The organism is Actimicrobium sp. GrIS 1.19 (assembly GCF_035984655.1).
Lineage (GTDB): Bacteria > Pseudomonadota > Gammaproteobacteria > Burkholderiales > Burkholderiaceae_D > Actimicrobium.
Window position 1 is genome coordinate 192579 of record NZ_JAXCHT010000001.1, and the last position, 25132, is coordinate 217710.

Here is a 25132-nt window from a genome sequence, read left to right on the forward strand (position 1 = left end):
AGAAGACAATGTCACTTTCAACACGCAATTTCACTCGCCGCAAGCTGGTCGCCGCAATGCTGATGGTCAGCGCCCTTGGCGGCGTCAGCACGGCGTTTGCCGCTGAACCCGGCAAATTGCTGATCTGGGTCAATGGCGACAAGGGTTACAAGGGCATCGCCAAACTGGGCGAAGAGTTCACCAAAAAGACCGGCATCCAGGTTGTCGTCGAACATCCGGAAGATGCACCCACCAAATTCCAGCAGGCCGCTGCAGCAGGCAAGGGTCCGGACATCTGGATCTGGCCGCATGACCGCCTTGGCGAATGGATTGCCGGCGGCTTGCTGCAATCGATCGAGCCGAGCAAGGCCGTGCATGACGGCATCGATCCGCTGGCATGGAAAGCCTTCACGGTCGGCGGCAAGACCTGGGGCTATCCGCTCTCGATCGAAGCGGTTGCACTGATCTACAACAAGGATCTGGTGAAGACCCCGCCAAAGACGTTCGAAGAAATCCTGGCGCTGGACAAGAAGCTCTCGGCCGACGGCAAGAAAGCCATCCTGTGGGATTACACCAATACCTATTTCACCTGGCCGATGCTGGCCGCCGGCGGCGGTTATGCCTTTAACCTGAAAGCCGACGGCAATTACGATGCGACCAAAACCGGTGTCAACAATGCCGGCGCAATCGCTGGCGCCGACATGCTGTTGAAGCTGGTGAAATCGGATGCGATGCCAAAGGGCGCCGGCTACTCGGACATGGAAGCCGGCTTCAACCAGGGCAAGATCGCCATGATGATCAATGGCCCGTGGGCCTGGGACAACGTGCGCAAATCGAAGATCAACTTCGGCGTGGCACCGATTCCAACCGTCGGCGGCAAGACTGCCGTGCCGTTCGTCGGCGTGCTGGGCGCGATGATTTCGAAAGCCAGTCCGAACAAGGATGTGGCGACCGAATTCCTCGAAGGCGAGATGCTGACCGTGGCCGGACTGAAAACCATCAACGCGGATGTTCCGCTGGGCACACCGGCCAACAAGGCGCTGTTCAACGAACTCAAGACCGATCCGAACATCCAGGCAACGATGGCCAGCGCACAGGCCGGTGTCCCGATGCCAAACAATCCGGAGATGGGTCGCTTCTGGTCCTCGATGAAATCGGCGCTGGAAAACATCACGCAGGGTCGCCAGGGCACCAAGGAAGGTCTTGATGCTGCCGCCAAGCGCATCCTGACGGCGAACTAACAGCACCGCACTGATGCGGTTCGCCGAGCGATTCGGTGAACCGCTTTTCGCATTCCCGAATTCAAAGACCGCTCATGTCCCTGCGTAAATCCATCGGCCCGGCCATCCTGATCACCATCCTGGTGGCCGGACTGTATCTGGCCGCGATGCTGTACTCGACCGGTCAGGCCACCCTCGCACTCGGGTTTCTCGCCGTGCTGACGCTGGTCGGTTTCATCTACACGTCACCGCGCATGCTGGCCTACCGCTACCTGTTTCCGGGTGTCGCGGCGGCGATCGTGTTCGTGCTGTTCCCATTGATTTATACGATTTCCATCGGCTTTACCAATTTCAGTTCGAAGAACCTGCTGCCATTCGAACGCGCCACCCGCTTTCTGCTCGACGAAACCCGACGCGCGCCGGGCGGTGCGTATGCAATGACGCTGCATGCCGACGGCAATGGCTATCGGGTGCGGCTGCAGCAGGATGCGGCGGTGTATGTCACGCCGGCGCTGGCGCTGCTGGCGGACACGCCGCTAACGGTGGCACTGGCGCCGCTGACGCCGGAAGCGGCCGCGCCGCTGCTGCCCCAGCCGCTGACCGTCAAGGACGTGATCGGGCATCAGCGCGCACTGAAAGCCCTGACGCTGACCTTGCCCGACAAGACCGCGCTGCGCATGGCCGGACTGCGCCAGTTCGCGCCGGTCGAACCAGTCTGGCAACGCCAGCCGGACCAGACGCTCAAGGACACCGAAAGCGGCGCACTGCTCAAGCCCAACTTTGCCACCGGCTTTTACCAGACCGCCGACGGCGTCAACGTCCAGCCTGGCTTCAAGGTCAATGTCGGCTTCGCCAATTTCACGCGGATCTTTACCGACACGGCGTTTCGCGGCCCGTTCGTGCGCATCTTCGTCTGGACCGTGGTGTTTTCGGCGATCACCGTGTTTACGACGCTGGCGCTGGGCACGGTGCTGGCAATCCTGCTGAACTGGGACCAGTTGCGCTTCCGCGGCGTCTACCGCACCCTGCTGTTCCTGCCGTATGCGGTCCCGGGCTTCATTTCGATCCTGGTGTTCAAGGGCCTGTTCAACAACAATTTCGGTGAAATCAACCTGATTCTCAACGCGCTGTTCGGCATCAAGCCGGCCTGGTTTTCGGACACCACGCTGGCCAAGGTGATGATCCTGATCGTCAACACCTGGCTGGGCTATCCCTACATGATGGTGCTGACGATGGGGCTGATCAAGGCCATTCCGGGCGACCTGTACGAGGCCTCGGCGCTGGCGGGCGCGGGGCCGCTGACGAATTTTTTCCGCATCACGCTGCCGCTGATCATCAAGCCGCTGACGCCGTTGCTGGTGGCGTCGTTTGCCTTCAACTTCAACAACTTCGTGCTGATCAGCCTGCTGACCGGCGGCCGTCCCGATTTCCTCGATACCACCGTACCGGCCGGCACCACCGATTTGCTGGTGTCGTACACGTACCGGATTGCGTTCGAGGATTCTGGCCAGAACTTCGGCCTGGCGGCCGCCATCTCGACGCTGATCTTCGTGCTGGTGGCAAGCCTGTCGATCATCAACATGCGACTGACCAAGGTGAACAAATGAGGAGCGCAGCATGGCTATCGTAACCGACCGTTCCAACCGCTGGCGCGTGGTGCTGGCGCACATCGCCGTGATCGCACTGATCTGCATGGTGCTGTTTCCGTTCCTGATGATTCTGTCGATCTCGCTGCGTCCCGGCAATTTCGCCAGCGGCAGCCTGATTCCGTCCGAAATCAGTTTCGACCACTGGCGGCTTGCGCTCGGCATGTCGTATCAGGGGCCGAACGGCACCCTGATCGAGCCGGATTTTCCGGTGCTGCGCTGGCTGTGGAATTCGATCAAGATCGCCAGCATGACGGCGGTCGTGACGTTGCTGTTGTCGACCACGTGCGCGTATGCGTTTTCGCGCATGAAGTTCCGGTTCAAGTCGGGCGCGCTGTCGGCCTTGCTGCTGCTGCAGATGTTCCCGGCGGTGCTGGCGCTGATTGCGATCTATACCATCTTCGACCTGATCGGCAGCTACGTGCCCTGGCTCGGCATCGACAGCCATGGCAGCCTGGTGCTGGCCTACACCGGCGGCATTGCAATGCACATCTGGACCATCAAGGGTTACTACGACACCATCCCGGCCGAGATCGAGGAAGCCGCCAAAGTCGATGGCGCCACGCCATGGCAGGCCTTCCTGTACGTGCTGCTGCCGATGGCGGTGCCGATCCTGATGGTGGTGTTCTTGCTGGCCTTCATCGGTGCGATCATCGAATACCCGGTGGCGTCAGTGCTGCTGCACGAGCAAAACAACCTGACGCTGGCGGTCGGATCGAAACTGTTCCTGTATGAACAAAAATATCTGTGGGGTGATTTTGCCGCCGCGGCGATCCTGTCCGGCCTGCCGATCACGGCAGTGTTCCTGCTGGCGCAACGCTGGATGGTGTCGGGCTTGACGGCGGGTGGAGTCAAGGGATGATCGGGGCGCTGCGGGCGGCGCTGCTGTCGACCTGGTTGCTGGTCAGCGGGGTGCAGGCCGCCGCACCGTTTGCCGCCAACCCGATCGTGTACTTCCTGATCACGGACCGCTTCCAGAACGGCAATCCGGCCAACGACAATTCATACGGTCGCCAGCAGCGCGATCCGGACAATCCGGACGCGCCCGGCACCTTTCGGGGCGGCGACCTGGCTGGCATCACGCAAAAACTGCGCGCCGGTTACTTCCAGCAACTCGGCGTCAATGCCTTGTGGATCACCGCGCCATTCGAGCAGATCCACGGCTGGGTGGTGGGCGGCAGCAGCAGCTTCCGGCATTACGCGTATCACGGCTATTGGACACTCGACTACACCACGCTCGATGCCAACATGGGCACGCCAGACGAGTTGCGCGAGATGATCGACACTGCCCATGCCCAGGGCATCCGGGTGCTGTTTGACGTGGTCATGAACCATCCCGGCTATGCCGACCTGCAGAGCCTGTCGGACACCGGCGTGAAGGTGCTCTGGCCCGGCTGGCAAAAAGCCACGCTGCGCGATTATCACAGCTACATCGACTACAACAATTTTGCCTTTGGCGACTGGTGGGGCCGCGACTGGGTGCGCGCCGGCCTGCCCGGTTACAGCGATCCGGGACGCGACGACTTCACCATGTCGCTGGCCTATCTGCCCGACTTCAAGACCGAGCAATCCGCGCCGGTGGCGCTGCCGCCGTTCCTGCAGCACAAGACCGATACGCGCGCCCGCACCGTGCCCGCAACCCCGGTGCGCGGCTATCTGGTCGCGTGGCTGAGTGACTGGGTGCGCGAATACGGCGTCGACGGTTTTCGCGCCGACACCGTCAAGCATGTCGAGCCGGACAGCTGGCGTGCGCTGAAAGCCGCGGCAAGCGAGGCGCTGCGCGACTGGAAGGCGCGCCATCCCACCGGCAAAATCGACGATGCGCCGTTCTGGATGACCGGCGAAGTCTGGGGCCACGGTCCCGAGCGCAGCAGCTGGCACGATGCCGGTTTCGATTCGATGATCAACTTTGATTTTCAGGCCCGCGCCAGCGGCGACGAGGCTGCCCTCGACGGGTTGTATCGCGGCTATGCGGCCGGCCTGGCGACGCCGCCGGCACATGACATGCTGTCGTATATTTCGTCGCACGATACGCTGCTGTATCCGCGCACCGATCTGAAAAAAGGGCTGACCACCTTGTTGCTGGCGCCGGGCGGCGTGCAGATTTTCTATGGTGATGAAAGCGGTCGGCAACCCGGCAGCGCGCCGGCAGGCGATCCGCAGCAGGCCACCCGTTCGCCGATGAACTGGGACAGCCCCGACGCTGCACTGCTGGCCCACGCCGGCAAGCTCGGACGCTTCCGCGCGGCACACGTGGCGATTGCGCGCGGTCAGCACCAGCGACTGTCGCTGCAGCCGTGGGTGTTTGCGCGCATCGACGACAGCCGCGATGACCGCGTGGTGATTGCGCCGGCGCTCAGCGGCCAGGTGACCTTGCCAGTGCACGGCGTCTTCGCCGACGGCACCAGGCTGCGCGATGCCTACAGCGGCGCACTGCTGACCGTGGCGCACGACAGCGTCACCCTGCTGGCTACCGGTTGCGTGCTGCTGGAGCGCGTTGTGCCGCTCCCTGAACAACCGCGCTGACGGAACCTGATAATCCTGCTGGACACATACACTACTTCGATGCCGGCCATGGTGGCGGGCACTTTATGTGTCGTCATTCATCAGGAAAAGTTATCGTGCGCTCCGCCAGTTCTTCCTCCTCAAGCCCGCGGCCTATCGCTGCGCCACCAGCACCGGCCGACGACAATCGCGCGCGGGCCGCAGCGCCTGAGCCCGCATCAGACCCGGCTCCCGCGGCAGCGCAACGCGCTTCCGGCATGCAGCGCAGGCGCACACTATTTCGGCTGTGCGCCTGCATTGACGTTGCACCACCGCGCATCGGCCCGCGCCTGCGTCGTGAGTTCGCCCAAGCAGGTTTTGTGGCGCCGCCCAATCATCCCGGCTTCCCCGAGCACATCGCTGCCGAGATCGCCGCCGCCCTTGCGCAGGTGGCGCCGATGGATGGCAATCCGCTGAACCTGTGGTCGCATCTGCATGCCGCCAGCCAATGCGGCAATCGCGCCTCCCTCGACGCGCTGGCGACGCTGGTGCGGCACGGTATCGTCAATCCGCTGGAGCAGGGCCGGGCCTGCCCCGATCTGCGTGCGGACGAGGGCGCGGAAGAGTGGAAAGAAAGCGATAGCCTGCCAGCCAGCCATGGTAGCGCTGCCTCCGACGATGCGGGTGGGCCGCCGCTGTATGTCAACAGCCTGCTCACCGAGCTGTTGCGCTTCGGCCGTGACGACTTGCCGCTGATGGACATGGAAGGTGAACCACGGATATCGCTGCAGCAGCGAATTGAGGCCTTGCTGCAAGGCGATGCCGGGCGTCAAATCGGCCCGAACCGGCTGCAACGGTACGTTAGGATCGCACTGAAACGGGAGCCGGCGGCTCGTGACCAGATACTGTTGGCGCTGGCAGCCAGCGGCAATGCTCCATTGATCGCCAAGCGCGCCAAGGACGCCGCCCGCACCGGCGACACGCAAACACTGCGGGTATTGCTGGCGGCCGGGGTCGACGCGCAGCCCCTCCTGTGGACGGCCGCTGAATCACGGCAGCCCGAAAGCATTCGTGTGCTGCTGGAATCGGGCCGGGCCGAGGTCAATGCCACCGATCAGTATGGCCAGACTGCCTTGCATATGATTGGCAGCGCGTTCAATGCGGACAACAAAGATGAATCCGTCGCAACGGCCAGGGTGCTGCTGGAACATGGCGCCGATGTTTACCGCTGCGCCAACATCGGGTTCTCGGCCATCGGCCAGGTGGCCTACACTGCGGGAGCGACGCAGCAGCATGAGTTGCTGTGGCTGCTTCTGGCACACGGTGCCAACCCCTATCTTTCGAGCGGACCTCGCAGGTCAACCGCCATCGATATCTATCAGAGCGCGCCGGGACATCCGCGCTGGCCCGATCCACCGGACGCCGCCCCGCTCTGACACAGCGTTACCACGACAACGCACTACACCGTGTGGGAAATGACCGGCGCAACCGGTCCGTTGTCATCGTCGCCGCCCGGTCCCTCGGCAGTCGCACGTCCGGGGTTGAGCCCCGGATGGGTCAGCGTATGGGTCAGGATGCCGCGCTTGACTTGACGCTGCAGCTCCGCAAACGGGCTGGTGCGGCTGAGCGAAACGCCCACCGCCAGCATGTCGATCAGGACCAGCAACAGGATGCGCGAGACCATCGGAATGTGCGCCGCGCTGCCTTCGTCGTGATCCACCGCCAGCGTCAGATGCGCGCGTTTGGCGAGTTGCGAATTGGCCGGTGCCAGCGCGATCACGGTTGCGCCCGTGGCCATCGCGGCTTCGACTGCCGGGGCCAGGTGGCGCAACCGGCCGGAGTTGGAAATGATCACCGCCACGTCGGTGGGCTTGAGCATCGAGGCCGAGACTTCCTGCAATTGCGGGTCGATCGAGGCCGAGGTCGGAATGCCGAGCCGGAAGAATTTCTGGCGCGCGTCTTCGGCCACCAGGCCGCAACTGCCGAAGCCGTAGAAGTCGATCCGGGTGGCCTGGCTGAGCGCTTCGATGACGGCGGTCAGCGCGTCGGTATTGAGGTTGTCGCGCACTTCGAGCATCGCCGAGATAGTGTTGTCGACCACCTTCACGCCGACATCCAGCGAGGAATCGCCGACATGTACCTGACTGTGCGACACCGGCACCGTGCCGGTCACGCCGGACGCCAGCTTGAGCTTGAAATCGGCCAGGCCCTGGCAACCGAGCGAGCGACAGAAGCGGATCACGGTCGGCTGGCTGACGTCGGCGCGGCGCGCGATTTCGGAAATCGGATCGTTCATCACGGCGCGCGGATGGGCCAGGATCAAGCTGGCGACTTTTTGCTCGGCCGGTGAAAACTGGGAACGCGATTTGCGGATGCGTTCGAGAATCGGGATCGCATTGCCGCCGCCGAGATGCTCCGACAGGATCGCGGCAACGCCGACGAAGGCCGGGTACGGCGCGGTGATGACAAACGTTGGAATCTGTCCGAGATATTCGCCAAAGCGGCCCTTGCTTTCGAAGCGGGCACGAAACGGCGAGCGGGCAAAATAGTCGCCCAGATGCGGCACCACGCCGCCGCCGATATAAATGCCGCCCAGCGTGCCCAGCGTCACCGCTACGTTCGAGGCCACCGTGCCGAGCATGGCGCAGAAGCAGTCGACCACTTCGAGGCACAGGGCATCGTTTTCCTTGAGTGCGCGGCGAATGATTTCCGGGGTCGGCAAGGCCTCGACATTGCCGCCGCTGCGCATGGCCAGCGCCTGGTAAATCAATTCGATACCGGGGCCGGAAACCAGCCGCTCGGCCGACACGTGCGGCCAGGTTTTCCAGCAATGCTGCAAGACCGCCACTTCGCGTTCATCGGTTGGCGAGAAGGTCACGTGACCGCCTTCGCTGCCCAGTGCGATCCAGCGGCCGGCAGTCGGAATCAGGCCGCCAACGCCGAGGCCGGTGCCGGCGCCGACCAATCCGATGACGCCACCGGGACGGCTCTTGCCGCCGCCGATCTGCTCCAGATGGGTTGGCTCCAGATGCGGCAGCGACATCGCCAGCGCCGTGAAGTCGTTGACGATCAGGAGCGTGTCGAAATTCAGCCTGCGGCGGGTGGTTTCGATCGAGAACGCCCACGAATGGTTGGTCATCTTGATCTCGTCGCCCTGCACCGGATTGGCAATGGCGATGGCGGCATGGCGCACCGGCGGTCGTCCCGCCTCGGTCAGATAGGCCTCCACGGCCGCGGCAAATTCAACGTAATCGGCACAGGCCAACACCCGGATGGTGTCGATCTGGCCGGGCGCGCGTTCCAGCGCGAAACGCGCATTGGTGCCGCCGACATCGGCCAGCAGACGCGGGCCGTCAAGGTATGTCGCGCTGTGCGGATCGCGGGAACTAGCTGGCGCTGTGGAAGACATGGAGGGTTACTTTCTGGTGTGCGATCAGCAGGGCCAACGGACCTGCTGCATGGAGTTGTTCCAGGTCAGCGTCACCGTGTTCGACTTGGCGAAACAGTTCAACGAGACGCTTTATCGTGTCAAGCTTGTCATTGCCGACCGACCAGACCTGACAATCCTTCTGGTCAATCAGCGCTTGCAATGACAGGCCGACGCGCGCATGCGCGGCGGTCTGCGGCTGCACCGCCACGTAGCGCGCGCTGGTCTGGCGCGCATCCGGCCATTGCGGCGCATCGGGAAACAGCGAGGCGGTGTGGCCATCGTTGCCGAGTCCGAGAATGACCACCGCCGGGTCGGCCAGCGCCGCGTTCTGGCAGGCCGCTTGCGCCGCCTGCCGGGCCATGGTCCATTGGTCCGGCACGGTGGCGTCGGTCAGCAGTGGCACCCAGCGCGCCGCGGCGGCCCGATCCACCAGCAGATGACGACGCACCAGCGCCGAATTCGAATCGGCATGCGCCTCCGGCACGCAACGCTCATCGACCAGCGAGACGTCGATCTGCGGCCACGGCAAGGGCGCTTGCGCAAGCACGTCCAGCATTGGTAGCGGACTGCGCCCGCCCGACACCAGCAACAAGGCCCGTGGCGCATGCTGCAAGCGCGCCTGCACCGCCCGTGCCACCGTGTCGGCCAGGGCATGGGCAGCCTGCGCGGTGTCGCCAAACAGGCGTATTTCGATGCTCATTAACTCTCCTCGGGCCAGGTAAAGCCGGCGCGATACAACAGTGCCGACGAGGAGGCCGGGCCCCAGGTGCCGGCGGAATAGGATTTCGGCGGCAGGCTGGCGTTGTCCCAGGCGGTCAGCAACGGCGCCACCCATTTCCAGGCAGCCTCTTGCTCGTCGCGGCGCACGAATAGTGCCAGATTGCCGCGGATTGCGTCTACCAAAAGTCGTTCATACGCTTCTGCGCGGTGGCGCGGTGATACTTTATCCAGGGCCAGATCCAGCACCACTGGTTGCAGGTGCATGCCGTCGCCAGGCTGTTTGGCCAGGCAATGCAGCTGAATCGATTCGTCCGGCTGCAGTTTGATCACCAGCCGGTTGGCGCCTTCACCGGCCAGTCCGGCTGGCAGCGGCAGAATTGCATGGGGAACCGGACGGAAGGTAATGACGATTTCGGCGCTGCGCTGCGGCAGCCGTTTTCCAGTGCGCAGGAAGAAGGGTACGCCTGCCCAGCGCCAGTTGTTGATTTGCGCGTGCAGCGCGACGAAGGTTTCGGTGTGCGAACCGGGCTTGATGCCGGGCTCGTCGAGATATCCGGCCACCGGGCTGCCGCGCACCGCGCCCGACGCATATTGCCCGCGCACCGCATTCTGCTCGACATCCTGCTGCGTCAGCGGTTTCAATGCGCGCAGCACACGCAGCTTTTCGTCGCGCACGGCATCGGCGTCCAGCGACGTCGGCGGCTCCATGGCGACCATGCATAACAGTTGCAGCAGGTGGTTCTGCACCATGTCGCGCAGGGCGCCGGTGGCGTCGTAGAATTCGCCGCGCCCTTCCACACCGAGCTCTTCCGCAATGGTCAACTGGACATGGGCGATCGATTCGCGGCGCCAGAGCGGCTCGAACAGGGAGTTGGCAAAACGCAGCGCCATCAGGTTTTGCACCGACTCCTTGCCCAGGTAGTGATCGATCCGGTAGATCTGGTTCTCGGCAAAGACCCGCGCCACGGCATCGTTGATCTTGCGCGACGAGGTCAGGTCGGTGCCGAGCGGCTTTTCGAGCACGACGCGCGCTTGCGTCAGGTCGATGCCGCTGGCCGCCAGATGATTGCAGATTGGCTCGAACAGCGCCGGCGCGGTGGCCAGATAGAACACGCAGATGCCTTGCGCCTCGTGCAGCCGCTGCGCCAGCGGCGCGTAGCCGGCAAGGGCGAATGCATCGATGGTCAGGTATTCAATGCGCTGCAGGAAGCTGTCCCAGGCGGCATCGGCTGGCTGCTTCAAATAGCCGGTGGCCCGTGAGCGCACGCTCTCGACGAACGCGTTGGTGTCCATGACTTCCCGTGCGACGCAGATGATCTTGCCGTCGGCATGCAGTTTGTCGGTCCGGTGGGCGGCGTACAGGCCGGGCAGGATCTTTCGCATCGAAAGATCGCCGGTGCCGCCGAACAGCACGAAAGTAAAAGCGGGATTGTCTTGGATCGGGGTCATCGCTCAGAATTTTGTAATCAATAAAAACTTATATTGCAATATTACTGTAGCATTACTACACTAGCAAGGCACTAAAGCGATTTTGACATCAAAACTGCGTGAAATATCAGTCAAGCATGTAGTTTTACTAGCTTAACAAAAACCAACCAGGTACTAACCCGAACAGCGGCATTCAGACCGTGCCCTGCACTTCACCTCAGGAGACAAATAATGAAATTGCAACATCTCATCAAGTCCATGTTTGCTGCCACCGCACTGATGTCTGCGGCGGCCTCGGTCCATGCCGTGGAAATCGAAGTTCTGCATTACTGGACCTCCGGCGGCGAAGCAAAATCGATCGCCGAACTCAAGAAAATGATGGAAGCCAAGGGCGTGACCTGGAAAGACTTTGCAGTCGCCGGCGGCGGCGGTGAAAACGCCACCACCGCACTGAAAGCCCGCGTCATCGCCGGTAGCCCTCCGACAGCGGCACAGATCAAGGGCCCGTCGATTCAGGAATGGGGCAAGGAAAACGTGCTGGCCAATATTGACGCCGCCGCCGCCGAAGGCAAATGGGATGCGTCGCTGCCAAAAGTGGTGTCGGACGTCATGAAGTACAAAGGCCATTACGTCGCCGCGCCGGTCAATGTGCATCGCGTGAACTGGTTGTGGATCAATCCGGAAGTGCTGACGAAAGCCGGCGCCAAGGTGCCAACCACGATGGATGAGTTCTTCGTCGCGGCTGACCTGATCAAGAAAGCCGGCCTGGTTGCCGTCGCCCACGGTGGTCAGCCATGGCAGGATGCGACAGTGTTCGAATCGGTCGCGCTCGGCGTTGGCGGCAGTGACTTCTACAAGAAGGCACTGGTCAATCTGGATCAGACTGCACTGACCAGCCCGACCATGCTCAAGACCTTCGACACGCTGGCGCACATCAAGACCTACATCGACAAGGATGCCGCCGGTCGCGACTGGAACCTGGCGACAGCGATGGTCATCAACGGCAAGGCCGGCATGCAGTTCATGGGTGACTGGGCCAAGGGCGAATTTACCGCCGCCGGCAAAGTGGCAGGCAAGGATTTCCTGTGCGTTCCTGCACCGGGCACTGCCAAATCGTTCACCTTCAACATCGACTCGATGGCGATGTTCACGGTGAAAGATCCAGCCGTGCAAAAAGCCCAGTTGACCCTGGCCACGACCATCATGAGCCCGGAATTTCAGGAAGTGTTCAACCTGAACAAGGGTTCGATTCCAGCCCGTGCCGGTGTCTCGCGCGCCAAGTTCGACAGCTGCGCCATCAAGTCGATGGATGACATGGATGCCACCAACAAGATTGGCGGCCTGGTGCCGAGTATGGCGCATGGCATGGCAATCAATGCTGCGCAGCAAGGCGCGATCAGTGACGTGATTGCGAAATTCATGAACTCGACAATGAGTTCGAAAGACGCTGTCGCCGAACTCGCAAAAGCTGCCAAAACGAAGTAATAGCGACGCATAATGACCCGGGCTGCCACTGCGATGGCCCGGGTTTTTTTGCGCGTCAAGAGCAATACTGGAGCACATCATGTCAGACCTTGCAATCCCCCGAATTCGCCCCACCCAGCGGCCGACCAGCCGGCTGGCCGGGCTGGCCGACGCCTGGCTGCCCAAGCTGGTGCTGTCGCCGACCATCATCGCCTCACTGATTTTCGTGTACGGCTTCATCGCGCTGACCGGCTTCTTGTCGCTGACCGATTCGCGCCTGATGCCCAATTTCGAGCTGACCGGTTTCGGCCAGTATGAAAACCTGTTCGGCATCGACCGCTGGTGGGTCGCCGCCACCAACCTCGGCATTTTCGGCAGCCTGTTCATCGGCATCTGCCTCGTCGTTGGCCTCGGCATGGCAATCCTGCTGGATCAGAAGATCCGTGCCGAGGGCGCCCTGCGCGCCATCTATCTGTACCCGATGGCGCTGTCGTTCATCGTCACCGGCACCGCCTGGAAGTGGATCCTCAATCCGGGACTGGGGCTGGAAAAACTGGTGCATGACTGGGGCTTTCCCAACTTCACGTTCGACTGGCTGGTGAATTCCGAAATGGCCATCTACACGGTCGTCATCGCCGGTGTGTGGCAATCCTCCGGCTTCGTGATGGCGCTGTTTCTGGCCGGCCTGCGCGGCGTCGACGACAGCATCATCAAGGCGGCCATGGTCGACGGCGCCAGTCTGCCAACAATCTATCTGCGCATCGTGATTCCGGCGCTGCGACCGGTGTTCTTCAGCGTGCTGCTGGTGCTGGCGCACATCGCCATCAAGAGCTTCGATCTGGTCATGGCGTTGACTGCCGGCGGACCGGGTACGTCGTCCGACGTGCCGGCCATTTTCATGTATCAGTTTTCGTTCACGCGCGGCCAACTCGGGCTCGGCGCAGCATCGGCCATGATGATGCTGGCGACCGTCTTTGCGGTGCTGGTGCCGCTGATGTATCTCGAAACCAAAGGAACCCGTCATGGACGCTGAACGCCGCGGCTTCCCCGGCATTGGCCGCATCGCCCTGTATGCGCTGCTGGTGCTGGTGGCCCTGTATTACCTGATGCCGCTGTACGTGATGCTGACGACGTCGGTCAAGTCGCTCGACGAAATCCGTGCCGGCAATCTGCTCGACCTGCCGATGGCGCCGACCGGCGCCGCGTGGGCCAAGGCCTGGAGCGGCGCCTGTACCGGCGTGCGCTGCGACGGCCTGGCGCCATTCTTCTGGAATTCGGTCTCGATGACGGTGCCGGCGGTGCTGATCTCGACCCTGATCGGATCGCTCAACGGCTATGTGCTGGCGCACTGGCGCTTTCGCTATTCGGAGGTCGTGTTCACCGCGCTGATGGTCGGTTGTTTCATTCCGTTCCAGGTGGTGATCCTGCCGATGGCACGGCTGCTGGGGATGGCGCATCTGGCCAACACCACGCCGGGCCTGATCCTGGTGCACGTCATTTATGGCGTGGCCTTCACCACGCTGTTCTTCCGCAATTACTACGTGTCGGTGCCGGAAGATCTGGTCAAGGCGGCACGCATCGACGGCGCCGATTTCTTCACGATTTACCGCCGCATCATTTTTCCGTTGTCGCTGCCGATCTTCATGGTGTGCCTGATCTGGCAGTTCACGCAGATCTGGAACGACTTTCTGTTCGGCGTGGTGTTTGGCGGCTCGGATGCACAACCGATCACGGTCGGGCTCAACAATCTGGTCAACACCTCCACCGGTGTGACCGAATACAACGTCAACATGGCCGCAGCGATCATCGCCGCATTGCCGACGCTGGGGATCTATCTGGTCGCCGGTAAATATTTTGTGCGCGGCCTGACCGCCGGCGCAGTCAAGGGATAAGGGAACGACAGATGGCAAGCCTGACAATTCGCAATGTGCGCAAGGTGTATCCGAACGGCGCCGAAGTATTAAAAGGGATCAATCTCGATATCGAAGATGGCCAGTTCATCATTCTGGTCGGCGGGTCAGGTTGCGGCAAATCGACGCTGCTGAACATGATCGCCGGACTCGAATCGGTCACCGACGGTAAAATCCTGATCGGCGACAAGGTGGTCAACGATGTGCCGCCAAAATCACGCGATATCGCGATGGTGTTCCAGTCGTATGCGCTGTATCCGACCATGACGGTGCGGCAGAACATCGCCTTCGGCCTGGGTATCCGGAAGGTGCCGAAAGACGAGCAGAAACGCATCGTCGATCGGGTCGCGGAGACACTGCAAATGACGCATCTGCTCGACCGCAAACCGGCCCTGCTGTCCGGCGGCCAGCGCCAGCGCGTGGCGATGGGCCGCGCGATCGCGCGCGACCCGGCACTGTTCCTGTTCGACGAGCCGTTGTCGAATCTGGATGCCAAGCTGCGGGTCGAAGTGCGCGCCGAAATCAAGCTCATGCACCAGCGCCTCGGCACCACCATCGTCTACGTCACACATGACCAGATCGAGGCGATGACGCTGGGCGATCGTATTGCCGTGATGAAGGATGGCGTGGTGCAGCAGTACGGCAGCCCGCAGGAAATTTATGACCAGCCGCAGAATTTGTTCGTGGCCGGTTTCATTGGCTCGCCATCGATGAATTTCCTGAAGGGGAAACTGGTGGCGCACGCAGGCGGCGCCGCCTTCGAGCTGATCCATGAGGGCGCCGTTACGCCATTGCCGTTGCCGGCCAACCTGTTGCAATCGGCTGCATTGATGGCGCGGGTCGGGCACGAAGTGATTCTCGGGATTCGGCCGGAACATGTGACCGATGCGGCCAGTGCGCGCGACCATGCGGCCAGCGGAAACTACCAGGCCACGGAAGTCGCATGCACCGTCGAGCTGGTCGAGCCGACCGGTCCGGATACGATGGTGTTTGTCTGGTTCAACCAGACCCGTGCGACCTGCCGCACCCATCCGGGCGCGCATGCCGCTCCGGGCGCGGCGATCATGCTGGCATTTGACCTGTCCAAGGCAGTGCTGTTTGATCCGGTCACGGAAGAACGCATCGCCTGACCGGTTGGCGGGTTGATTAACGTCACTGTTGCTGGTTAAAGAACGGGACATGAAGGAGACAACATGTTTAATCATTTCCGGATCGGGTATCGGCTGGCGTTCGGCTTCGGCGTGATGCTGGCGCTGATGGCCGGCATCACGGCCATCGCCGTGCTGTCGTCCAATCAGGCGCGCGCGCAACTGACCCACACCGTCAGCCGCAGCCAGCCCAAAACCGTCGCGGTGGCGGCGATGCGTACCAGCCTGTTTGGTCAGGCCCTGATTGCACGCGGCATCGGCAGTTCGTCCGATATCAACGACATGCAAAAGGACATGACCAAGATCGGTCTGCAGCAGGCCGCCTACAAGCTGGGCAAGCAACAGCTGGTTGACCTCGGACTGAGTGCAGAAGAGCACACGCTGCTGACCCGGATGGACGCACTGGAGCAGCAAATCACCCCGTTGATGCAACAGGCGGCCGGCTTTGTCGCTGCCTTCAATGCGCGCCAGGCGCAGCTGCTGCTGACCACCCAGGCCGCCCCTATCCAGGAAAAGTGGCTGGCAGTGATTGATCGCGTGGTCGATTTGCAAAACCGCCAGACCCGCGATGACCTGACCCAGTTTGACGACGCCAGCAAACACGCCACGCAACTGATGCTGGCCATCAGTGCGCTCTCGATGCTGCTGGCGCTGGTGGTTGGCTGGATGATCACGCGCAGCATTACGACACCGTTGCGCCAGGCCGTCAATGTGGCCCGCCAGGTCGCCGGTGGTGACCTCAGTTTCCAGATTGCCGCTGGCGGGAGCGATGAAACCGGCCAGCTGCTCACTGCGCTGCGCGAGATGCACGGCAGTCTGTCGTCGACCGTACGCCGCGTGCGCAGCGGGACCGAAACCATTGGCGTGGTATCGCACCAGATCGCAGCCGGCAATGCCGATCTGTCGGCCCGCACCGAGGCGCAGGCCGGTTCGCTGGAACAGACCGCGGCCTCGATGGAGACCTTGACCGAGACGGTACGCAACAACGCCGACAGCGCGCGGCAGGCCAATACCCTGGTGCAGTCGGCCTCCAGCTTTGCGATCCAGGGCGGGCAGGTGGTGGGGCAGGTGGTGCAGACGATGGGGTCGATCACCGACAGTTCGCGCAAGATTGTCGACATCATCGGCGTGATCGATGCGATTGCGTTCCAGACCAACATTCTGGCGCTGAACGCGGCGGTGGAAGCGGCCCGGGCCGGCGAGCAGGGTCGCGGTTTTGCGGTGGTGGCGGCGGAAGTGCGCAATCTGGCGCAGCGCTCGGCCGGCGCGGCGCGCGAGATCAAGGGCTTGATCGGCGACTCGGTCGACAAGGTCGGCAACGGCAGCAAGCTGGTCGACGAGGCCGGCAAGACGATGCAGCAGATCGTGCAGTCGGTCAAGCAGGTGGCCGACATCATGAGTGAAATCACGGCGGCCAGCCAGGAACAGAGCGCCGGCATCAGCGAGGTCAACCAGGCCATCGCGCAGATGGATGAAATGACGCAGCAGAATGCGGCGTTGGTGGAGCAGGCGGCGGCAGCGGCCGAGAGCATGCAGGATCAGGCCGATGTGCTGATGCAGGCCGTCAGTCTGTTCAAGCTCGATGCCGGCGCAGTCGGGTCGTCCGGGTTGGTGGTGGCGGATCGAACGGCGTCACCTGGCTGGGTGGTGGAGGGCGCGCGCTAATCCCCGTCGGGGCCGCGCCGCACAGCGACCCGGGCTGGCGCCTGTTGGCGTTGGCCCGATGCAGGATCAAGCCGCCCTTGGCAGCTGCAAGGTGAAGGTACTGCCCAGGCCGAGCCCGGCGCTTTCGGCCGATACCGTTCCGCCATGCAGCGCACTGAGCTTGCGCACCATGGCCAGACCAATTCCGAGGTGGCCCTGGACCGGGCCGCTGCGGCTGTCATCCGGCACGAACACATCGAATGCGCGCGGCACCATGTCGGCGCTCATGCCTTGCCCATGATCGCGCACTACCAGCAGCGCCCCGCCGTCCGCGTCGTTGACCTCGATTTCGATGGCGCCATCGCGCGCGCTGACGTGCAGCGCATTGCCGATCAGATTGGCGATGATTTGCTCCAGCCGGGCCGGATCGGCATTGACCCAGGCGGGCGTCAGATCGGCGCTGAAGGTGTGCTGATCAAGTTGCCCACTCACCCGCAGCGTCTCCAGGCACAGGCGGGTCGCTGCGGCCAGATCGATGCGCTGCGGCGCCAGCCGGGCCTGGCCGCTGATGATCCGGTCAAGGTCCAGCAAATCGTCGACGATGCGACTCAATTCGGCGCTCTGGCGTCGAATCATGGCGTAGGCCTTGGCGGCGTGGTCGGGCGTGACTTTTTCGTGATCCATGACCGCAATGGCGGTCCCGATCACCGACAGCGGATTGCGCAACTGGTGGCTCAGGAGTGCAAGGAACTGGTCCTTGGCGTGATTTTGCGCCTCGGCCAGCTGGCGCGCCGCATGTTCGCTGGCAAACAGGTGCGTGCGCTCGGCATCGGCCAGCGCACGGAATTTCTTTTCGCGCGCCAGTTCCGCTGCCGTGTCGCTCAAGGCACGGGTGAGTTGATCGACTTCGGCCACGCCAGAGTGCGCGGGCAGGGTCGCATCGCCGTGCGCGACAGCCGCGTGCGCCGCCGAGACAAGTGCACCGGTCAGGCGCGATACGGCCACCGCCATGCTCAGCGCCATGCCGAGCAGCCCGATCAGCACCGCCGGACTGGCCGCCACCAGCGCGACACGAACGTCGGCATCAAGCAGCGACAGCGCCAGCACGCCGCTCGGGATCAGTGCCAGCGCAATCGTCAGCAATTGGTGATTGCGCGCCTTCACGTGCAGGCCCGCGCGCCGGAAACGGCAAGGCGGCAGACCAACCGTGACCGATCCGTGGCTCTGTTTCGACAGCGCATGCGGTGTTGCTCCGGTGAGGAAAAAGGAAGGAAGTGCAGGAACGCTGGGCAGCGTTGGAATATTCTTGATGTTACACCCGTCACCGCCGCTGCATTGTGCTGAATCAATGCGGTGTCGAACGCAACAGCTCCAGCATCCGGTCGCCGGTGACCGCCTTGCCGAAATGAAAGCCCTGTCCGATCGCGCAACCCTGCTCGCGCAGGAACGCAGCCTGCTCGTCCGTCTCGACGCCTTCGGCCACCACTTGCAGCCGCAAACTGTTGGCCATGGCGATGATGGCAATCACCAGCGCCGTATCGTTAGAATCGGTGCCGATGCCGCGCACGAACGACTGGTCGATCTTCAGCGCGTGCAGCGGAAAGCGTTGCAGGTAAGCAAGACTGGAATAGCCGGTGCCAAAATCATCCACCGATAGCTTGATCCCCATCGCCTTGAGTTGCCCGAGGGTGGCGATATTGTCACTGCTGCGTTGCATCAGGATGCTCTCCGTGATCTCCAGTTCCAGCGCGCTGGGCGAGACGCCGGCCTCGGTCAGCGCATCATTGACCATGCGCAGAAAACCGGGTTGGTAAAACTGGCGCGCCGACAGGTTCACGGCAATTTGCATCCGCTCAAAGCCGGACTCGTGCCACCGGCGCAGCTGATGGCAGGCCTGGCGCAGCACCCAGTTGCCGATCGGCAGAATCAGACCGGTCTCTTCTGCGATGGCAATGAAGCTGCCGCAGGACACCGTCGGCTTGCCGTCCGGGCTCCAGCGCAACAGTGCCTCGGCCGACACGATGCGACCGCTATGCAGATCGATCTGCGGCTGGAAATGCAGGGTCAGTTCGTGCCGCGCGAGCGCCTGCCGCAAACGGCTCTCGACGTCAAAGCGCTGTTGTGCCGCGACGTTCAGGGCGGCGGTGAAGAATTGATAGTTGCTGCGGCCGCGCCGCTTGGCGTGATACATGGCGGTGTCGGCGGCGCGCATGAGGCTCTCGACATCAATGCCGTCATCCGGGTACAGGCTGATACCGATGCTGCCGTCGATATGCAACAGATTGCCGTCGATCAGGCAGGGTTCATTGAGGGTGGCGAGAATTTTCTGCGCCACCGACGAGGCGTCGCGCGGGCCGGCCACCGCCGCCAGGGTCAGCACGAACTCATCGCCGCCAAGACGCGCCACGCTATCGATCCCGCGCAGGCACTGGCGCAACCGGTTGGCCACCATGCGCAGCAGACGATCGCCGACCAGGTGGCCGAGCGAGTCATTGATGTGCTTGAAGTTGTCGAGATCCAGAAACAGCACCGCCACCTTGCCGCCGCTGCGCTGCGCCACCGTGATGGCCTGGTTCATGCGGTCCTGCAACAGGATTCGGTTTGGCAATCCGGTGAGCGCATCGTAATGGGCCATGTAGTGGATGCGCTCTTCGGCTTCGCGTCGTTCGGTGATGTCGGTCAGGCAGCTGATGGCGCCGGTCAGGACCCCATGCGAATCGCGCCGCGCGATGATGTTGAGAATGGCGGTGCGGCGCGAGCCGTCGGGACGCTCGTAGACCAGTTCACGATTCGTTGCCGGCACACCGCTGCGTAGCACTTCTGCCATCGGCGTTGCGTTGCGCGGCACGAACACGCCGCCCAGCGTATAGCGTCCATACCCGCCACAAAACCGCTCGGCGGGGTCGTCGCGATGCGGCGCCCGGCCCCACAATTCGACCGCACTGCGGTTGAAGCTTTCGATGCGGCCCTGCGCATCACATACGTAGACTGCCGCCGGCAGCATCTCGACGAGCTCGCGCATGGTCTGTTCGCTGGCGGACAGGGCAGCACTGATTTGTGCGGTAGCTTGCTCGGCCTGCGACTGGCTCCGGAGTTGCCGTATGGTCGCGAGCGAGGCTGCGACGCTGGTTGCCAGTGACTGCATCCGCGCCAGTCGCTCGGTGTCGAAGGTATTGCTGGTCGAACGATTTTCCAGATAGAAAATCCCGAGCGGCTCGGTCTTGCGGTGGATGGGCAGGCATAGCAGTGACTTCGGACGATGCGTCGAGAAATACGGGTCGTCGGCAAAGGGATGGGGCGTGGTGAGATCGGACAACAGCACCTGGGTATCGTTTTCGCGAACATGTTCCAGCAGTGAACGCGGCAATGCCGGCGTGACCTGTGGCGGTGCGTCGAAATACAGTTCGCAGGCATCGGGACTGGCCTTGGCCCCCAGCGTCAGGGCATCTTCCTGCACCAGCAGCAGATACCCGCATTCGGCGCCGGCGATGTCGACCAGTGCGCACAGCAGCGTCTGGATCAGCGGCTCGGGAACGCAAGACTCGCCGGGGTCGGCCTGCTGGCCGAACTGTGGGGGGGATTTCGTGGATTCCATCGCGTGCCGCAAAGGGATTGGTCGGGGGGAGGCACATCCAGCGTGGTTTGATGGCGCGCCAGAATGGCAAGCCTTTTGACCGGCACGCGGCGTACAAGTTCGAGCACCATCAGCGACCCGCATACAATATCGATCAGTCGCAAGCCAACTGCACGGCTTCGTGCAAGCCCACCTGAAAGGATCACTGATGCACCTCAAGCTCACTGTCGATAGCAACTTCACCAGCCCCTACGCCATGTCGGTGTTCGTCGCCTTGACCGAAAAGGGATTGCCGTTCGAACTCGCCACGGTTGATCTCGACCAGCAGCACAATCAGCTGCCGGCGTTTCGCAACAGCTCGCTGACGGCGCGCGTACCGACCTTGCAGCAGGATGATCTGGTGCTCAGCGAATCTAGCGCCATCACCGAGTATCTGGATGAGGTGTTTGCCGCGCCCGCCTATGCGCCGCTCTACCCGGCCGATCCGGTCGAACGCGCCCGCGCGCGTCAACTGCAGGCATGGCTGCGCAGCGACCTGCTGCCGCTTCGCACCGAGCGCAGCACGCGCGTGATTTTTTTCGCACCAGTGACCACACCGCTGAGCGATGCCGGCATTGCTGCGCGCGATTTGCTGATCCAAGTGGCCGATCGTTTCATTGACGCAGGCCGTCCGAATCTGTTTGGGCGCTGGTGCATCGCCGACACCGATCTGGCCCTGATGCTCAACCGCTTGATCATGAATGGCGACCCGATGCCGGCAAAATTGCAGGACTGGGCGCACGCACAGTGGCAGCGCCCGTCGGTGCAGCAATGGGTGGCCCAGCCGCGTTGATGCGGCACATTCCCGCGGCAATCCTGGTCAGTACGCGTTTGCCCTGACTGGATTGCCGCGCGTCATTTCGGACCGGCATCAAGCCTCCCGGAAACTGCGTTGCGCGACCACGTCAACCGCACTTTTTTTCACCTGATTTCGGCGCTCCGCCGACAGAAAATTCTGCCGCTGCCGCACCTCGATTAATTTACGCAGCACGTCCAACGATTTTCAACGCGCAGTTCCCGGCGCCACGCCGGCAAGCTGCGACACGCACCACCAATCCGCGCACCGCCGCAACCTTTCCCCTTCATTCAGGAGAGCTCAATGCATTCCTTTTCCGTGTACCGATTCAGCGCCATCCTCATCGCCACCGCGGTCGTCGCCGCGTGCGGCGGCGGCGAACAAAGCAACATCAATCCGGCGATGACTTCCACCACGTCCGCCGCGCTGCCAGACCCGTCAACCGGCGTCGGCGTCGCCACAGCCGCCCCTGCGGCCACGCCGGCAGCGCCGCAGCCGTCCTGGGTCGACATTGCTGCCACCAAGCCGGCCAGCAGTGCAGAGGCGGCGCGCTTCCTGACCCAGGCCAGTTTCGGCCCGACCGAGGCCAGCGTCGCGCAACTGATGGCCGCGCCGTCCTACGGCGCCTGGTTCGATCAGCAACGCGCCCTGCCGCTGACATCGCGCATCGCCCGCCTCAGCGCCAAACCATGGAGCGCGACGGACAACCTCAATGATTTCGTCACCGCCAATTTCTATCAGGACGCGGTCGACGGCAATGATCAATTGCGTCAACGCATCCACTACGCACTCTCGAACATTTTCGTGATCTCGTTCAACGACGCCGTGGTGCGCACCAATACGCGCGAATCCATTAATTACCTCGATACGCTGAGCGCGAATGCCTTCGGCAATTTCCGCACGCTGCTCGAACAGGTGACCCGCTCGCCCACCATGGGCAGCTTCCTCACCTACGAAAACAACCAGAAGGAAAATCCCGCCACCGGCACCCATCCGGACGAGAACTACGCGCGCGAAGTAATGCAGCTGTTCACGCTCGGACTGACCCAGCTCAATCAGGACGGCAGCGCCCGCCTCGATGCCACCGGCGCGCCCCTGCCGACCTATACGCAGGACGACATCAGCGGCCTGGCAAAAGTGTTTACCGGCCTGGTGCGGTACCGGGCCTCGCGCGGCGGCAGCGTCGACGCCGCGCTGCAACCGATGCAATGGCGCAGCGCCAGTCATTCGACCTCGGAGAAGCGCTTTCTCGGCACGACCATTGCGGCGACGAGTACGGCAAACCCCGACGCCGACCTGAAAATCGCGCTCGACACGCTGTTCAACCATCCGAACGTCGGGCCATTCATCGCGCGCCGGCTGATCCAGCAATTTGTCACCAGCAATCCGGGCGCCGCCTACATCGGTCGGGTCGCGGCGGCGTTCAACGACAATGGCAATGGCCAGCGCGGCGATCTGGCAACCGTCATGAAGGCCGTGTTGTTCGACCCGGAAGCGCGTGACCTGCGCCGCAGCGCCGAGCCATCCTTTGGCAAGCTGCGCGACCCGACCCTGCGCGTCACCGCCCTGTTGCGGGCCTTTGGCGCCAGCTCGGCGAGCGGCACATTTCCCTTCACCGAATTCGATGAGTCGTCGCAAAGCGATGCGATCGGCATGACGCCGTATCACGCCCCGTCGGTCTTCAATTTCTGGTCGCCCGGCTACAGCCCGCCGGGATCACCGCTGGCCGCCAACGGCCTGGTCGGCCCCGAACTTCAGGTCGCCAACGAGGTCTCGGTGGCCGGCAATTTGAACTACCTGCGCGCCATGCTGTTCGTTGGCTTGCCGTTGAACCAGACCGACATCCAGCTCTCGCTCGACAGCCTGCTTGCGAAGGCATCCGACCCCGGCGCACTGGCTGACAGCATGAACAGCCGGCTGCTGTACGGCCAGATGTCGCCGGTGCTGCGCCAGGCGATCACCAGCGCCGTAACCACGGTGGCGCTTCCGGCGGGCGCTGCGGCGACGCCAGCCGCCATGGACGCAGCGCGCAGAAAACGCATCCGGCTGGCGATCTACCTGACCGCCGCCTCCCCTGAATTCATCGTGCAACGCTGAGGAGATCCCATGAACACAATTGATCCAGTACGCCGTCGCCTGCTGCGCGCCATGCCCGCCGCCGGACTGGGAACCCTGCTCGGCGCAAACCTGCTGGCCGACTTCCTGCGCGACGCCAATGCCGCCGGCAACGGCAGCTACAAGGCGCTGGTCTGCATCCGCCTGGGCGGTGGCAATGACGCCTTCAATACCGTATTGGCGACCGATCCGGATTCCTGGAGTCGCTACCAGACGGCGCGCAACACCGGCGACGATCCGATCGCGCTGCTTGGCCCGGGCGCCGCAGCCGTCGCGGCCGATGCCATCTCGCCCCTGAATGGCCGGGTGGTCGCGCGCAGCACGCCGGAATTTTTCGGCGGCGTGTTGCCGATCGTGCCGAAAACGCGCCAGACCGTACCCGGTTCGTCGTCCTCGGCAGCCCGGACGTTTGCCCTGCATCCGCTGCTGGGATCGCTGCAGTCGCTGTTTCAGGCGGGGCGTCTGGCGGTGGTGGCCAATGTCGGCACGCTGGTGGCGCCTGTCACCAAAAGCCAGGTGCTGGCCAACACGGCGGCGCTGCCGCGCAACCTGTATTCACACAATGACCAGAGCGCCATGTGGGAGGCCGGCCAGAATCCGGGTTTTCCGTATGGATGGGGTGGCCAGATGGCTGACTTTTCGCTGGCCGGCAATGGCGCCCACAGCATCTTCACCAGCGTCTCGCTGGCCGGCGCGGCGACCTTCCTGAACGGGCGCACCGCCAATCAGTATCAGGTCGACCGCGACATCGGCGCCGCCACCATTGCACTTGACGGCGATCTGGCCGGGTTCGCAACAGCGATCCAGGGCGTCGCCGGCGCCGCCAACAGCAGCAATTTTCTGGCGACCACCTACGGCGGGATCGTGCAGCGTTCGATCGGCGCGGCCAGCACGCTGGGCGACGCGCTGGCCAGCGGCGCGGCGGCCACGATCGCCGCACCACCGCCCATGACACAACCCGTCACCGGCGCCACGATGAGCAATCCGCTGGCAACGCAGTTGCGCATGGTGGCGCGGATGATTGCAGCGGCCGGCGCGCTGGGCCTGAGACGCCAGGTCTTCATCGTCAACCTCGGCGGCTTCGACCAGCACTCGTTGCAGAATAGCGCCCACCCGCCGTTGCTGGCGCAGGTCGATCATGGCCTGGCGTATTTCGATCGGACCCTCGCCAGCGTCGGCGGCGTCGACATGCGTGCCAACGTAACGGCATTTACGGTATCGGATTTTGGCCGCACCTTCGCCTCCAATGGCGATGGTTGCGATCATGGCTGGGGCGGACATCATTTCGTACTGGGAGGAAGCGTCAAGGGTGGCGATCTGTACGGCGCCTTTCCCACTCTCGGGGTCGATGCCGGCAGCTTCATCAATCCCGATGCCGTCAACAACGGCGTACTGATTCCAACCGTGGCGGTGGATCAATACGCCGCCACGCTGGCGGCCTGGTTCGGACTTGACAGCGCGGCGCTGGCGACGATCTTTCCCAATCTCGGACGGTTCGCGCGCAGCAACCTTGGCTTTCTCTGATGCGACACGGA

General features: G+C 63.0%; 19 protein-coding genes. 13 read left to right on the plus strand and 6 right to left on the minus strand.

Translation table 11 applies throughout. The features are described 5' to 3' along the window. Positions 1 to 8 precede the first annotated feature (8 nt). From malE to RCH09_RS00940, 5 genes are all read left to right on the plus strand, one after another. Positions 9 to 1220 carry a maltose/maltodextrin ABC transporter substrate-binding protein MalE gene (gene malE, locus RCH09_RS00920; RefSeq protein WP_326939138.1) on the plus strand — a complete coding sequence of 404 codons (1212 nt, stop codon included), beginning with the start codon at positions 9 to 11 and terminating at the stop codon, positions 1218 to 1220. A gap of 74 nt (positions 1221 to 1294) precedes the next feature. After that, positions 1295 to 2806, plus strand: a complete 1512-nt coding sequence (malF, locus tag RCH09_RS00925; RefSeq protein ID WP_326939139.1) for a maltose ABC transporter permease MalF — start codon at positions 1295 to 1297, stop codon at positions 2804 to 2806. 10 nt (positions 2807 to 2816) lie between these two features. Next, positions 2817 to 3707, plus strand: a complete 891-nt coding sequence (gene malG / locus RCH09_RS00930; RefSeq protein WP_326939140.1) for a maltose ABC transporter permease MalG — start codon at positions 2817 to 2819, stop codon at positions 3705 to 3707. Beyond that, the gene (locus RCH09_RS00935) at positions 3704 to 5371 is read left to right on the plus strand and encodes an alpha-amylase family glycosyl hydrolase (RefSeq protein WP_326939141.1); all 1668 of its coding nucleotides are present in this window, start codon (positions 3704 to 3706) and stop codon (positions 5369 to 5371) included. The genes malG and RCH09_RS00935 overlap by 4 nt, the downstream gene beginning before the upstream one ends. Before the next feature lie 236 nt (positions 5372 to 5607). Then, positions 5608 to 6765: an ankyrin repeat domain-containing protein gene (locus RCH09_RS00940; RefSeq protein WP_326939142.1), complete on the plus strand. Its 1158-nt coding sequence runs from the start codon at positions 5608 to 5610 to the stop codon at positions 6763 to 6765. 23 nt (positions 6766 to 6788) lie between these two features. On the opposite strand, the gene RCH09_RS00945 is transcribed toward RCH09_RS00940, so the two are convergent. Genes RCH09_RS00945 through zwf form a run of 3 tightly spaced genes read right to left on the minus strand, consistent with a single transcriptional unit; the run spans position 6789 to position 10919 of the window. Beyond that, positions 6789 to 8738: a glucokinase gene (locus RCH09_RS00945; protein WP_326939143.1), complete on the minus strand. Its 1950-nt coding sequence runs from the start codon at positions 8736 to 8738 to the stop codon at positions 6789 to 6791. Then, positions 8716 to 9459: a 6-phosphogluconolactonase gene (gene pgl, locus RCH09_RS00950; protein ID WP_326939144.1), complete on the minus strand. Its 744-nt coding sequence runs from the start codon at positions 9457 to 9459 to the stop codon at positions 8716 to 8718. The genes RCH09_RS00945 and pgl overlap by 23 nt, the downstream gene beginning before the upstream one ends. After that, positions 9459 to 10919 carry a glucose-6-phosphate dehydrogenase gene (zwf, locus tag RCH09_RS00955; protein WP_326939296.1) on the minus strand — a complete coding sequence of 487 codons (1461 nt, stop codon included), beginning with the start codon at positions 10917 to 10919 and terminating at the stop codon, positions 9459 to 9461. The genes pgl and zwf overlap by 1 nt, the downstream gene beginning before the upstream one ends. Before the next feature lie 219 nt (positions 10920 to 11138). Here zwf and RCH09_RS00960 point away from each other — a divergent pair, with 219 nt between their 5' ends. The 5 genes from RCH09_RS00960 to RCH09_RS00980 all read left to right on the plus strand — a co-directional run bounded on the left by RCH09_RS00960 (position 11139) and on the right by RCH09_RS00980 (position 17094). Next, a complete protein-coding gene (locus RCH09_RS00960) occupies positions 11139 to 12392 on the plus strand; it encodes an ABC transporter substrate-binding protein (protein ID WP_326939145.1) in 1254 nt (417 codons plus the stop codon). Positions 12393 to 12471: 79 nt separating this feature from the next. After that, positions 12472 to 13404: a carbohydrate ABC transporter permease gene (locus RCH09_RS00965; RefSeq protein ID WP_326939146.1), complete on the plus strand. Its 933-nt coding sequence runs from the start codon at positions 12472 to 12474 to the stop codon at positions 13402 to 13404. Continuing rightward, positions 13394 to 14263 (plus strand): carbohydrate ABC transporter permease, encoded by an 870-nt coding sequence (locus RCH09_RS00970; RefSeq protein ID WP_326939147.1) that lies wholly within the window; start codon positions 13394 to 13396, stop codon positions 14261 to 14263. The genes RCH09_RS00965 and RCH09_RS00970 overlap by 11 nt, the downstream gene beginning before the upstream one ends. Before the next feature lie 11 nt (positions 14264 to 14274). After that, positions 14275 to 15411 (plus strand): ABC transporter ATP-binding protein, encoded by a 1137-nt coding sequence (locus tag RCH09_RS00975; RefSeq protein ID WP_326939148.1) that lies wholly within the window; start codon positions 14275 to 14277, stop codon positions 15409 to 15411. A gap of 63 nt (positions 15412 to 15474) precedes the next feature. Beyond that, positions 15475 to 17094, plus strand: coding sequence for a methyl-accepting chemotaxis protein (locus RCH09_RS00980; protein WP_326939149.1), 1620 nt, complete (start codon positions 15475 to 15477; stop codon positions 17092 to 17094). Positions 17095 to 17160: 66 nt separating this feature from the next. Here the strand turns inward: RCH09_RS00980 and RCH09_RS00985 are convergent, their stop codons facing one another. Together RCH09_RS00985 and RCH09_RS00990 are read right to left on the minus strand one after the other, a co-directional pair. Then, on the minus strand, positions 17161 to 18237 hold the full coding sequence (locus RCH09_RS00985; RefSeq protein ID WP_326939150.1) for a sensor histidine kinase: 1077 nt from the start codon (positions 18235 to 18237) through the stop codon (positions 17161 to 17163). Positions 18238 to 18418: 181 nt separating this feature from the next. After that, the gene (locus tag RCH09_RS00990) at positions 18419 to 20668 is read right to left on the minus strand and encodes a bifunctional diguanylate cyclase/phosphodiesterase (protein ID WP_326939151.1); all 2250 of its coding nucleotides are present in this window, start codon (positions 20666 to 20668) and stop codon (positions 18419 to 18421) included. 187 nt (positions 20669 to 20855) lie between these two features. On the opposite strand from RCH09_RS00990, the gene yfcF reads away from it, so the two are divergent. Then, complete coding sequence (gene yfcF / locus RCH09_RS00995; RefSeq protein ID WP_326939152.1) at positions 20856 to 21479, plus strand: glutathione transferase; 624 nt, start codon at positions 20856 to 20858, stop codon at positions 21477 to 21479. Between the two features lie 78 nt (positions 21480 to 21557). On the opposite strand, the gene RCH09_RS01000 is transcribed toward yfcF, so the two are convergent. Beyond that, positions 21558 to 21683 (minus strand): hypothetical protein, encoded by a 126-nt coding sequence (locus RCH09_RS01000; RefSeq protein WP_326939153.1) that lies wholly within the window; start codon positions 21681 to 21683, stop codon positions 21558 to 21560. A gap of 102 nt (positions 21684 to 21785) precedes the next feature. On the opposite strand from RCH09_RS01000, the gene RCH09_RS01005 reads away from it, so the two are divergent. Together RCH09_RS01005 and RCH09_RS01010 are read left to right on the plus strand one after the other, a co-directional pair. Then, positions 21786 to 23579, plus strand: coding sequence for a DUF1800 domain-containing protein (locus RCH09_RS01005; RefSeq protein WP_326939154.1), 1794 nt, complete (start codon positions 21786 to 21788; stop codon positions 23577 to 23579). A 9-nt stretch (positions 23580 to 23588) separates the two neighbouring features. After that, positions 23589 to 25121, plus strand: a complete 1533-nt coding sequence (locus RCH09_RS01010) for a DUF1501 domain-containing protein (RefSeq protein WP_326939155.1) — start codon at positions 23589 to 23591, stop codon at positions 25119 to 25121. Positions 25122 to 25132 lie beyond the last annotated feature (11 nt).